We start from the raw sequence: 11,573 nt of genomic DNA, 5'->3' as shown, positions 1-11,573 counted from the left end.
CAAATCCTCGTGCGGCCAGCGTCTTGCAGCTATCGCCAGCGATAACGTCTTGATATCACCCCGAGAAGAAAACACATCTACCGTCGTGTGATCTCAGTAACAATACTGATGGGTAACGCTACGGCCGAGTAATGAGTTTCAACGCTCAACGTCCCGGTGTGTAGCCCCCAGGCGGCGGCGTTGACCTGACGCGGCTGCTAGACCGAAGAATGATCTATGACCCGGTTGCCTCTCTTTCGCCCAGCTGACGATTGAATTCCCAGAGTGCAACACCTCTGAGGTTGCCGATGAATGTTCCGTGGTGAAAGAACACTCCACCACGAATTGCTTCCATTCATCGACGAAAAGGCATGGGGAAATGAACCAGTCAGGAAATCTTCAGGAATCCGACCACCAGGTATCACGCCGTTCGCTGCTGCGCTTCGCGGGACTCGGCGTCGCGGTCCTGGGATCCAGCACACTGCTGTCTGCCTGCAGCGGAGCGGGAAATGCGCAGAATGCAGCAGGAGCCGCAAAGTTCACCGTTGCTTCCGTGCCCGGCGACTCTTTCATCCTCGATGCCATCAACGTCGCCAATAAGGACTACGCCAAGCACCAGCTCGACGTTCCCAAGCACATCAATCCCTCCAGCGGCGTGCAGGGATTCCAGCTGCTGGTTTCCAACGCCATCGACGGGATGGGCTCCGACACCTTGAACCTGATGGCAACACACGTCAACGGCCAAGAGGGGCAGCGGCCGGTCATGGTCGGGTTGAGGGTCATGGAGACCACCTATGGAATCGTCGGCTCCGCCAAGGGAAACTGGCCGGCGGACAGCGCGAGCTTCCAAGAGAAGATGCAGTCGCTGAAGGGCAAGCGCGTAGGCGTGACGGCGGTCGGTGCAGGCGGCGACCTGCAGCTGAAGCTCGCCCTGGAAGAAGCTGGCATGAAGTATTCGGATGTCACCGTCTTGGCAGTGGGTCTGGCAGCACAGGCTATTCCAAACCTCAAGGCAGACCGGATCGACGCCTATGTGGGCGTGCAGTGGACCTCAACCCGCTATGTCGCCCAGGAATCCGGCGGCACAGTGGTGGTCGACTTCTCAGCCAAAGACGTCCCGGCAATCGTCCGCGACCAGGCAGTCGTCGCCATCGCAGTGCGAGAAGAAATGGCGAAAAACAACCCCCAGGTGGTGCAGAACTGGCTGGCGGCCCAGCAGGACGCCCACCAGTTCATGCTCGACGAGCCAGCCAAGGCGGCCAAGATCCTGAACGACACCGGGCTGGGCGGCAAGGGACTGGCCATCGCGGAAGCCTATATGCAGCACTACGCAGATCAGGTGGCCCCCTCGCTGCAGCCAAACTTCAAGGTGCCCCGCGACATGGTGGAGCGCATGGCCGAAGTCGGCCAGCGGTTCGGCAGCATCAAGCAGGGAAGCATCAAATACGAAACCCTGGTGCCCGAGTTCGCGCGGGCCTAGCCCGGGCTCGGAGCAGACCAGGCTCCCTAGCAGATTCACCAGCCACACAGATAGCAGCAAAGGACCACAGCAATGACAGTTACTTCCCACTGCCCGGTAGCCCAGGGGATCCCAGTACTCGATGCGGACCCATTCGCAGCCCAGAGTTTGGAAGATCCGCTTCCGTTCCAGCGGCAGCTGCGCGACGCGGGACCCGTGGCGTACCTGTCGAAGTACGGAGTCTATGCGATCGGCCGCTTCGCTGAACTATCCCAGGCGCTGTCCAACTGGCAGGGGCTGATCTCCGGGGCAGGCGTGGGAATCCGCGACCTCGATGCGCCCAAGGGCCTGCTGCAGACCGACCCGCCACTGCACGATGCCCCACGCGAAGTGCTGCAGGAGATCTTGTCGGCCAGGGCCTTGCGCGCCATGAAGGACACCTGCATGACACGGGTGGCGGGACTGCTGGATCAGCACCTGGGTCACGGAGCATCGGGCGAGGCAGTGGAGATTGACGGCCTGAGCCAGATCGCCCATGCGCTGCCCGTGGAATTCTTCCCGGACGCGTCAGGCATTGACGAGTCTGCACGCGACAAGTTCGTGGACTTCGCAGACCACAATTTCAACACGGCGGGACCATACAACGACCTGGTGAAGGCGGGCGAATGCAAAGCTGCTGAGCTGGCCACCTGGATGGGGCAGAAGTGCCAGCGCGATGCGCTGAAGCCCGAAGGGTTCGGCGCCGACATTTGGGCTGCTGCCGACCGCGGCGAAATCCTGCATGAGAATGCCGCCCTGCTCGCCAGTTCGCTGATTGCCGCAGGGATCGATACCACGATTTATGGCATCGCCGGGATGCTCTATGCGCTGGCGACCAACCCGGGCCAGTGGGAACTGGTCAAGCAGAACCCCGGCCTGGCCCGAGTTGCCTTTGACGAAGCACTGCGCTGGAGCTCGCCCGTCCAAGCCATGTTCCGCAAGAGCTCGCAGGAACTGCAGATCGGGGGAGTCACCATCCCCGCCGGGGCCAAGGTGCTGATGTGCTATCCAGCGGCCAATAGGGATCCGCGCCGCTGGGACAACCCCGATAAGTTCGACGTCACCCGGGACCCGTCCGGCCATCTGGCCTTCGGCATGGGCGTGCACCAGTGCGTCGGACAGCATGCCGCACGACTCCAAGCCGCCTGCCTGCTGGAACAACTGGTTGACCGGGTAGAGAAGATCGAGTTGGTGGGCCAAGTGAAGTACCACCACAACAACGTGCTCCGCGGATGGTCTTCGGTACCCCTGCGGTTCACCTTGAAGTAGAACAACAGGCCGCCTCGAATTGTGCAGAAACAATTCGAAGCGGCCTGCTTTGTGTGACCACGATGCGGCGGATTAGTGCTGGTGGCCGTCCTCGCCGTCGAAGAACTTCATTGCCATAAAGCCGTGGGTCAGCCCGGCTCCGGCACGCAGTGCCGTGGCAATCATGATGGTCTCCGCCAGCTCCTGCTCGGTGGCGCCTTCTTTGCGGGCCGCCTTGGAATGGGCCTCGATGCAGTAGGGGCACTGCGTCGTCAAGGCAACCGCCACGGCAATCAGCTCGGTTTCCTTGCGCGGAATGACCTTGTCCTCCCCGCGCAAAGCCGCCTTATCGAACTCAAGAAAGGCCTTGTGCGCTTCCGGGGCACCCAGGCGAATATTGCGCGAGTACTTGGAATCTGTATGTTCGTGATAGCCCATTATGGCTCCCATCAGAATAATTGTGCTGATTGCTTGAACGCCATGGAGGCGGTCAAGGCGTCAATAGTGCTGACGTTAGCACGCAAGAATACGGATAGGGCTGGATTGGCCGCGTCAGGTGATTTGTGACGGGAACCTAAGGCAAGCGCCTGAATCAGCTCTGCAAGAGCGCGGCGATGCTCTGCGCCTGCTTCTCGTCTTGGGCCACGATTGTCATGGAACCAATGCCTTCCACCGTGAATGCCACGTGTGCGCTGCCTCCCACGTTCAGCCGAACCCCCTGCACAGACTCGGTTCGACCGGTGACGGGCCAGTTCAACAGGCCCTGGTTCGCGCCGTCATCCACGCAGACAGTGACGTTGGAAACCTGCGAACCAGTAAAGCTGCGGCGATACAACGGCGCATGTACCACAATTTCCTGGGCCGAGGTTTTCGCCACCCGAATCCTTAGGCGGGTTGCACCCCAAAACAGTACAGCCAAAACCACCGCAGTGGTCAGCAGACCGGCTTTGGCATAGGGGTCCTGTATGGCCGCTGAACCCGAGCCGAACAAGATGAGCAAGGTGACCACACTGAAGACTCCTGGCAGGACAGCTAGGGTTCGCAGCGCTTTGTCGGGAAGCACCACGATCTGGCTTGCTGCCGACTGACTTTCAGTGGACATACCGATCCTTACGTGAAGATTTTCGTGTGCTTCGTTTCATGAGCAATGCACTTTTCAATCCACAGTATCGAATAATCGAGTTCATGTGGATTTTGGTGTGCCAGTTGAGCCAACCTGCACACCAAAATCCATCACCGTGTCCTTAGCTGGCTGCCCGGTCCAATTGAGGCACAGAGTTGTTCTTCTCACCGGAAACACTGCGCCGCAGCATGATGAACAGCAAGATCATGCCAGCAGTCAAGAACATGTGTCCTAAACCGGCGATTCCCGAAATCATCTTGCTTGACTCAATCCCGAGAACGGTAAGCATGCCATGGGTTGTCATCATCCCTGCAGTGAGAATAACTCCAGCGTTATAGGTTCCAAGGAACCAGTTGTACAGCTTGCGGTGATAGCTGAGCTCGAATGCTTTCTCCAGGAGCAACACCAGCAGGAAGACGATGAACCCCAACACCAGTAGGTGGGTGTGGACAACCGACAGCTGGGTCGAAGCGCCTTCCGGAAAATCATTGATCTTGGTGAATTCGCGGTAGAACAGCCCGGAAGCCACACCAACCAGCATGTAGGCGAAAGCAATGTTGACGAGTTTACGCATGGAAAATGATCTCCTTGTTGTCCGATTCATGATTTTCAGAAGCCCTAGACTGTCGGCCGCCAAAGAGTGGACGGCCTGAGCGTCCCAAGGTTGCAAAGAGCGCCGGCAGCAGCAGCGTTCGAACGACGAACGTGTCGAGCAGGACGCCCAAGCCGACAATGACTCCAAGCTGTCCAAGGACCATCAGCGGCAGTGCCGCCAACGCGGCGAAGACGCCTGCAAGCACCAAGCCGGCACTGGTGATCACCGATCCGGTATGCGCCGCCGCCTGGGTGACTGCCTCTGGCAGCTGCATCGTTGCCGCATTCTGCTGCACGCGCTGGGTAAAGAAGATCGTGTAGTCGACGCCCAACGCCACCAGGAAGACAAATGCGAGCAGAGGCACCTGAATGTCCAGCGCATCCACCGAGAAGACAAGGGAAGAAACCATCGCGCCGATGCCAATCGCCGCTGCCGCACTCAACAGGTTGACCATTCCAAGTGTCAGTGCGGCGCGCCATGAACGGGTCAGCCAGCCCAGAGCTGCAAAACAGATCACCATGATCAGCGGTGCAATAAGCAGCAGGTCTCGAAGGTGGCCCTGGTCTGAGTCGTACTGCTCAGCAATCTGCCCGCCGACCAGTACCGTGGCCTTCGAATCGCTGGCGGAAACGTCCCGCATGTTCTTCACCAGCTGCTGTGCCTGCTGAGAACCGGGGTCAGCGGAGGTAACCACCATAAATTGCTGCCAATCAGTGCCGTCAATTGCACGTGGAGCGCCAACCCTGGCGACATCTGGAAGATTGCTCATCGTGGTGCGCAAATCAGCAGAATCGGAGGAGTCGATCAAGACGGTAATCGGCTGCGCCTCGCCAGCCGGGAAATGCTCGACGAGTTCATTCATAGCGCTCGCCGACTCGGTTGCGGTTCTGAACTGCTGAGTCTGATCCAAGCCGAGGCGTGTTCCACCCAAAGACCCGGCCAAAACTATGATGAGCAGGGCCAACGAGGCGAAGTTCAGTACAGGTTTGCGCATTGCGGCCGAAGCCATGCGGGCAAACACATTCTGCTTGGTTTCTTCCTGTCCTGGGCGTGGAATCAGCGGCCAGAAGGCCTTGCGGCCGGCCATCGCAAGGATAGGAGGCAGCAATAGCAACACGAAGCCTGCAGCAATGAGAAGTCCCACCGCGCAGACGACACCCAAGCCGCGAGTATCTTCCATCATGGCCAGGCCAAGTGTGAGTAGTGCGAAGACCACAGTGAGGTTGGAAGTGAGAATCGCTTCAAAGCTGGAAAGCCACGCTTGGCTCAAGGCGGTGCGGTGCTCGCTCTCGCGTCGCAGTTCTTCGCGATAGCGGGAGATCAGGAGCAGGGCGTAGTTTGTTCCCGCACCAAAAACGAGAACGCTGAGCACACCCGAATCAAAATGCAGTCCCAGCCAGTTGCCGAGCAGGTTGGCTATCTTTGACGCTGTGCCATCGGCCAGCCCTACCACTGCCAGCGGCAGCAGCCATAAAACAGGGGATCGGTAGGTGACGATGAGCAGGACTGCAACAATCAGAATTGTCACGGCCAGCAGCGTAAAGTCAGCTCCGGCAAATGCTTGGGTGATGTCCACGGCGAAGGCGGTGGATCCAGTAACCTGCTGGGCTACTGCGTCCACTGGATGCCCGGCGACCCAGCTTCTGATGTCGGTCAGGGTAGCGCGGTCGGCATCATCCGAGACAGTCTTCCACGAAACCGGAACCATCATGGCCTGGGAATCTTCGCTGGCCAGAGGACGCCCGATGCTCACGCCGAGCTGGTCGGACATCTCGTTGAACTGTTCGCTGAGCTTTTTCGATGCAGCGGCTGAAATTTTCTGTCCGTCAGATCCCGTGGCTACCAGGAGCGCGGTCGTTTTGTCATTGCTCGAATTGTCTTCAATGATTTGCGCTACTTGGGCCGAATCTGACCCTTCGACCAGCGCACTGCCAGACCGCTTGGGAGCTTGGACGCCGCTGAGGACGCCGAAAAGCAGAATGACCACCACGGTGATGCCAAGCGCCCAGAACCTTGCACCCCGCTTGCTCGTGAGGGAACGGCTGAGCCGAATTAAGACTGGAGATTTCATACTTACCAGTCAATAAGTTTTGGCGTTCTTTTCCGTCGTGGAATGGGGTGAAAGAAAGATCAACCAAATGGTTGAGATCCGCTCGGGCGCGCCGCCGCTACAGCAGCCCCAACTGGCGGGCCTTGTTGATCGCCTCCGTGCGCGAGGTGGCCTGCAGCTTGTCAAAAATATGGACCAGGTGGGTTTTGACAGTTGCTTCGGAGACGAACAGCGCCTTGGAAATCTGCTTGTTTCCAATGCCTGTCGCCAGCTGCTGCAGCACATCGTGTTCCCTGGCGGTGAGCTCTACCTTGGGTTGGCGCATGCCGGCCAGTACGCGCTGGGTCATTTCCGGAGCTAGCACCAAATTGCCCTGGGCCGCTGATCGAATTGATTCGACAATCGTTGGTGCGCTGACGTCCTTGAGCAGATAGCCGCTGGCGCCGGCTTCGATGCAGGCGAGAATTTCTGCGTCCTTGTCAAAAGTCGTCAGGATCAGCACCCGCGGCGCCCGCGGAAGTTTGCCGATGGCCGCAGTGGTTTCAGCTCCGTTCATGCCGGCGCCGAGTCGCAGGTCGCAGAGCACCACATCCACCGCCGTGGCCTTGACGAAATCAAGAGCCTCCTCGCCGGTGGAAGCCTCGCCGACTACCTCGATATCGTCGTAGTTTTCAAACAACGAGCGCAGGCCGGTGCGAACGATCGGGTGGTCGTCAACGAGCAGGATGCGGATCATTTGTTCTCTTTCAATAGCAGCAAAGGCAGATGGGCGCAGAGGGCTGTGCCGTCTCCCGGTGAACTTTCAACATCCAGGCCCCCGCCCAGCTGGGTCAGCCTCGCAGCCATGGCCTTTAGCCCATAGCCTCCGTCCTGGGTCGGGGATTCGGCGCGGATGGTGGCGGGCGTAAACCCCACGCCGTCATCAACAATATCCATGCGGATCTCATGCGCCGCTGCACTCAGATTAATCACCACGCTCCCGGCATGGGAGTGGCGCTGGACGTTGGACAGCGCCGACTGGGCGGTGCGCAGCAGGGCAATTTGGACCGAGGGTTCAAGGACCGGCAGGCCCTCGTCGACAGTCAGCCTGGTGCTGATCCCGGTGTCCTGCTCAAACTTCTTCAAGATCCGCTCCAAGGCCGAGCCCAGCGCCTGGGTGTCGAGCTCTGCCGGTGCCAGCGCGGCGATGATCCTGCGCAGGTCGCCCAATGCCTGACCCGAAAGCTCATCAACCCGCTGCAATGATTGCACCGACTTCTCCAGATCCTGCGCAGTCAGCCCCGCCTTGGCATGCAGGCCGATGGAGGAGAGCTGCTGGGCAATGGTGTCGTGGATTTCCCTTGCCAGACGGGTCCGCTCGGCCGCGACCCCCGCCTCGTGCTGTGAGCGCGCGAGCTCCTCCTGCACCTGTGCCATTTCATCCTGGGTGCGGATCAGCGAATCGACAAGGTTCTGCCGCAGCTGCGCATCGCGTTCAAGCATCAGGTAGCCGCGCGAAATGCCCCACGCAAAGATGCCGCCCACCATGGGCCCTGCCACCGCGGCGACATTGGTCTGCCCCTGGTGCAGGTAGGGGGCCACAATGGTCATCGCATACACCACCACCGACCAGATGATCGAGGGAAGAAACGGCAGCTGGTGGCCCAGCAGCAGCCAGAGGCTGAAAGCCAGCCACATGAATTCCGGGCTCACCCACAGCATCACCGCCCAAAGGCCCAACAACCCCGCCAGCCACCACAACGGAAGCCGCTGCGCGTGAGATTTCGCCATGCCGATAAAGCCGGCGACATACCAAACGGCAAAGGCCCCGGCACTGACCACGACAGGCCAAATGTTCTCAACCGTCGTCAACTGGCGCAGCAGAGCGATAACCAGCAGAATGGCTGTCACCAAATGCTGGCCGCCGCGAAGCACCGTGGGGGAGGCAAACAGGTGATGCTGGTTGGCAGTCAACGGCCACGGCCGCGCAGAGGAGTCCATAGCGCACAGCCTACTAAATCCCGGGACCCGGCCGTTCGGTGAGAATGACCAACTCGGCGGTGGCGCGGGTCATTGCCACATATTCGCGCACCGCGCCGCCCAGCCCCTGCCCAAAGTCCTCGGGCCGGTAGACGACGACCAGATCGAATTCCAGGCCCTTTGCCTGGTCAGGAGACAACACCGACACCCGCGAACTGGGCCGCACATCGGAATGCCCGATCACTGCAGCCACACCCTGGGGATTCTGTACCAGCCACCGATCGAGTATCTGCCGCAGCTCAGCAGGACGGGCACGGAGCACCGGAAGGCCGTCGGTGCGCAGCGAGACAGGGATGTTCGCATCAGGCAGCTCCTCGCGGATCACCACGGCCGCGGCGCCCATGATCTGGGCAGTCGTCCGGTAGTTGATGCGCAGCTCGCTGACCCTGATATTCGAAATCCCCGCCCGAGCCAGCCGCTGGGTCCACGACTCGGCAAAACCAGAAACGCACTGTGCTCGGTCGCCGACAATCGTCAGGCTTCCAGAGGGACAACGCCGAAGCACCATGGCCCACTGCGCATCACTCAGGTCCTGGGCCTCGTCGACAATGACGTGGCTGAACGGCCCGGCGGAAAGATCAACAGCCGTCTCATCTGCCGCCAATTGCGACACCAGCTGCTCTTGGAGATCAGCATTGCGCAGCTGGGAGGAAAGATCCTCAAGATCATCCGCCGACGCGATCAGGTCAACCACCACGTCCCGCACCTGGGCCGCAGCCCGCTCCTGCTCCCTGCGTTCGGCCAGGCGCAGAGATTCAGACCTCGGATCGCCCAGGAAACAGCGTGCCGCATCCAGCAGCGGAAGATCCGCTTCGGTCCAACCGTCGGCCGCCGGCGCACGCAGCAGCGCCTCCCGCTGGGCCGGTTCAAGCCCCGGCGCACAGTAGCTGAGCAATTCCGGCGTCCGGTACAGCGCTCGCAGGAGGTTTTCAGGCTCTATGACGGGCCAGTACTCATCCATCCAAGTGTCGAGCTCGCTGGCTGCTTCCAGCGACCGCCGCACCTGGAACATCTCCTGCTCGGATTCGGCGATGCGCGGAACTAGCAGGTCTATCAGTGCTTCTTTCAGTGCCATCCTGTTCTCATTGTGAGGCGTCTGCTGGTCAATCATTGAGTAGGCTGCTGACCAGTCGGCCGGATCCACCCGAACGCGGCCCCAACCGGTATCGATGCTCAGGCTGGTGGCAGGCGGCTGTTCGAAGACTTCGACGGCTTGCCGCACCGCGTCGACCATGCTCATAGTTCCCTTAATGAGGCTGAGCTGGCCGTCTTCTGGTGCAAGTTCGGAATTGCAGGGAACCATCTGCTGCAATGTGGAAACAAGGACATCTTCTTCGCCAAGATTGGGAAGCACATCGGCGACATATGAGCTGTAGGAGTCGTGGGGGCTGACGACAAGCACTCGTCCGCGTTGAGATTTCAGTCGGGCGTCCGAGTACAGCATGAAAGCTGCCCGATGCAGCGCTACGACAGTTTTGCCTGTGCCGGGGCCACCGTCAACCACCAATGCTCCGGCCGATGAGCTTCGGATAATCGCATCTTGGTCGGCCTGAATTGTCGACAGGACATCTTGCATGCGGCCGGTGCGTTCGGTGCCCAATGAGGCAATGAAGGCTGAGTGCTCGTCCAGCGACGAACTTTGCCCCAGCTGCGCCAGGTCAAAGACCTCATCCCAGTAGTGGACAATCTTTCCTGCGCGCCAGCGGTAGCGGCGCCGCATCGCCAGCCCTTCTGGGTGTGCGTGCGAGGCGGAGAAGAACCGCTGCGCCGCCGGAGCTCGCCAGTCAACCATGAGCTGGCTGCCATCCTCATCGCTGAGTCCGCTTCGGCCAATGTAGATTCTTTCGCCGGCATCGGTGAGCATAAAGCCAAGACATGCCTTCGGGCCCAACCGGTCGAGCTGGCGCAGTCGGCGCGCAATTTCATGCATCTGGACATCGCGTTCCAAAGACTGCTGCAGAACACCTGCTGCCTGCTGTCCATGCCTGGCAAGCTGCCGTGCGGCTTCCTGGCGCAGCTGGCTGACTCGTTGTGCGATGGCCGCAAGTCGGCTGCGGTCCTCTGCTACCTCATCGACATGCTCTTGAACTAGCTGAAAGAAATTGGAATTCGAGTCGTTTGACGGCACTAACTGATGCTCCTGATGTAGGCAATCCGTGGGAAACAAGTATTGATTATGAGCCCTGCCGGGGGCCTTGCGGCAAGCCCCCGGCATCGGGGTATCCTGAAAATGCGAGAGGAAGCAATCAGTCATTTTCCACAATGCGCGGTGACTTCCCGCAGGCATCAGAAAAGCGTCCCTACCGTGGTTTCAGGCAGTACCATCACGACTTGCACACCAGCGGGCTCTTCCTATCAGACACTGGCATTCGCGGCGTCCCAGCTGTTCAGCTTGTTGGGCTTTTGATGTTGTCTAAGTTCTGGTCCGATTTTCTTACCGGACCTCCCACGGCTGGGCTATTGGCCGTTATGGGAGCACTAATTGCCTATGCTGCGGCGCGCCGGACGGCAGGAATTTCACGAAGCAATGCACTGCGACAGGAATGATGGGATCAAGCTGAGTGGGCGAGTGAGATGGCTAGATCGAACGACAAAACCGAGCGGATCGAGGGGCTTAGGGCTTTGGCACATTTAGGGTTGGAAAGCACACCTCGGGAGTATGAACTTATTGCGGCTGTAGTTGATGCATACAGCGACGAAGAATGGCCCTCCGCTGATTGCGTAGACTAGGAAGAACCTGCCGGGAATAATGAAAATGAAGGTGGTGATCAGCTATGACTGAGCGGAGAAGAGACTCCCTGAATGCGCGGATTGCGCGAGGAGAAGCAGATCCCATTTCTGACGCTGAACGTGAAATCGTGAAGCGTTTCATGGACAGCTACCACGAGAAGCATGCTGAGCAACGTAGGCGCGATCTCGCCGCGAACAAGTCGAACAAGCGCTGCTGGTATCAGTTCTGGCGCTGAAATTTGTGCGCTCAAACACACTGACCCGGCGGAATTCTCAGCACGCCGTTGACACGGTAGAATAATCTCTATCTGGCGTTGATCCGGCCATCACC

The 11,573-nt window shown here is 59.6% G+C and carries 10 protein-coding genes; 3 read left to right on the top strand and 7 right to left on the bottom strand.

Going from position 1 to position 11,573, the window contains the following annotated elements; genetic code table 11:
- Nucleotides 1–358 precede the first annotated feature (358 nt).
- Together AUR04nite_RS09580 and AUR04nite_RS09575 are read left to right on the top strand one after the other, a co-directional pair.
- Nucleotides 359–1,459, top strand: coding sequence for an ABC transporter substrate-binding protein (locus tag AUR04nite_RS09580; RefSeq protein ID WP_141364378.1), 1,101 nt, complete (start codon nt 359–361; stop codon nt 1,457–1,459).
- Nucleotides 1,460–1,531: 72 nt separating this feature from the next.
- On the top strand, nt 1,532–2,746 hold the full coding sequence (locus AUR04nite_RS09575) for a cytochrome P450 (RefSeq protein ID WP_141364376.1): 1,215 nt from the start codon (nt 1,532–1,534) through the stop codon (nt 2,744–2,746).
- 72 nt (nt 2,747–2,818) lie between these two features.
- Here the strand turns inward: AUR04nite_RS09575 and AUR04nite_RS09570 are convergent, their stop codons facing one another.
- The 7 genes from AUR04nite_RS09570 to helR all read right to left on the bottom strand — a co-directional run bounded on the left by AUR04nite_RS09570 (nt 2,819) and on the right by helR (nt 10,640).
- Nucleotides 2,819–3,163 carry a carboxymuconolactone decarboxylase family protein gene (locus AUR04nite_RS09570; protein WP_141364374.1) on the bottom strand — a complete coding sequence of 115 codons (345 nt, stop codon included), beginning with the start codon at nt 3,161–3,163 and terminating at the stop codon, nt 2,819–2,821.
- A 154-nt stretch (nt 3,164–3,317) separates the two neighbouring features.
- Nucleotides 3,318–3,827, bottom strand: a complete 510-nt coding sequence (locus tag AUR04nite_RS09565) for a hypothetical protein (RefSeq protein WP_141364372.1) — start codon at nt 3,825–3,827, stop codon at nt 3,318–3,320.
- A gap of 142 nt (nt 3,828–3,969) precedes the next feature.
- The gene (locus AUR04nite_RS09560) at nt 3,970–4,422 is read right to left on the bottom strand and encodes a DUF2871 domain-containing protein (RefSeq protein WP_141364370.1); all 453 of its coding nucleotides are present in this window, start codon (nt 4,420–4,422) and stop codon (nt 3,970–3,972) included.
- Nucleotides 4,415–6,514, bottom strand: coding sequence for an MMPL family transporter (locus AUR04nite_RS09555; protein WP_141364368.1), 2,100 nt, complete (start codon nt 6,512–6,514; stop codon nt 4,415–4,417). Before AUR04nite_RS09555 ends, AUR04nite_RS09560 begins: the two co-directional genes overlap by 8 nt.
- 97 nt (nt 6,515–6,611) lie before the next feature.
- Entirely contained in the window at nt 6,612–7,229 is a 618-nt protein-coding gene (locus tag AUR04nite_RS09550) for a response regulator (RefSeq protein ID WP_141364366.1), read from the bottom strand.
- Nucleotides 7,226–8,473 (bottom strand): sensor histidine kinase, encoded by a 1,248-nt coding sequence (locus tag AUR04nite_RS09545; protein ID WP_141364364.1) that lies wholly within the window; start codon nt 8,471–8,473, stop codon nt 7,226–7,228. The genes AUR04nite_RS09550 and AUR04nite_RS09545 overlap by 4 nt, the downstream gene beginning before the upstream one ends.
- 13 nt (nt 8,474–8,486) lie before the next feature.
- Nucleotides 8,487–10,640, bottom strand: coding sequence for an RNA polymerase recycling motor ATPase HelR (helR, locus tag AUR04nite_RS09540; RefSeq protein ID WP_170184164.1), 2,154 nt, complete (start codon nt 10,638–10,640; stop codon nt 8,487–8,489).
- A gap of 646 nt (nt 10,641–11,286) precedes the next feature.
- Between helR and AUR04nite_RS09535 the strand changes: the two genes are divergently transcribed.
- Nucleotides 11,287–11,478 carry a hypothetical protein gene (locus AUR04nite_RS09535; protein ID WP_141364360.1) on the top strand — a complete coding sequence of 64 codons (192 nt, stop codon included), beginning with the start codon at nt 11,287–11,289 and terminating at the stop codon, nt 11,476–11,478.
- The last annotated feature ends 95 nt before the right edge of the window (nt 11,479–11,573 follow it).

It is taken from the genome of Glutamicibacter uratoxydans (genome assembly GCF_006539925.1).
GTDB lineage: Bacteria > Actinomycetota > Actinomycetes > Actinomycetales > Micrococcaceae > Glutamicibacter > Glutamicibacter uratoxydans.
Note: the sequence above shows the minus strand (reverse complement) of the source record. Positions and strands in the feature narration are given on the sequence as shown.

What these genes read in the sequence shown, in the direction of transcription:
- AUR04nite_RS09580 (WP_141364378.1), top strand. Translation starts at nt 359, where the DNA reads ATGAACCAGTCAGGAAATCTTCAGGAATCCGACCACCAGGTATCACGC.
- AUR04nite_RS09575 (WP_141364376.1), top strand. Translation starts at nt 1,532, where the DNA reads ATGACAGTTACTTCCCACTGCCCGGTAGCCCAGGGGATCCCAGTACTC.
- AUR04nite_RS09570 (WP_141364374.1), bottom strand. Translation starts at nt 3,163, where the DNA reads ATGGGCTATCACGAACATACAGATTCCAAGTACTCGCGCAATATTCGC.
- AUR04nite_RS09565 (WP_141364372.1), bottom strand. Translation starts at nt 3,827, where the DNA reads ATGTCCACTGAAAGTCAGTCGGCAGCAAGCCAGATCGTGGTGCTTCCC.
- AUR04nite_RS09560 (WP_141364370.1), bottom strand. Translation starts at nt 4,422, where the DNA reads ATGCGTAAACTCGTCAACATTGCTTTCGCCTACATGCTGGTTGGTGTG.
- AUR04nite_RS09555 (WP_141364368.1), bottom strand. Translation starts at nt 6,514, where the DNA reads ATGAAATCTCCAGTCTTAATTCGGCTCAGCCGTTCCCTCACGAGCAAG.
- AUR04nite_RS09550 (WP_141364366.1), bottom strand. Translation starts at nt 7,229, where the DNA reads ATGATCCGCATCCTGCTCGTTGACGACCACCCGATCGTTCGCACCGGC.
- AUR04nite_RS09545 (WP_141364364.1), bottom strand. Translation starts at nt 8,473, where the DNA reads ATGGACTCCTCTGCGCGGCCGTGGCCGTTGACTGCCAACCAGCATCAC.
- AUR04nite_RS09535 (WP_141364360.1), top strand. Translation starts at nt 11,287, where the DNA reads ATGACTGAGCGGAGAAGAGACTCCCTGAATGCGCGGATTGCGCGAGGA.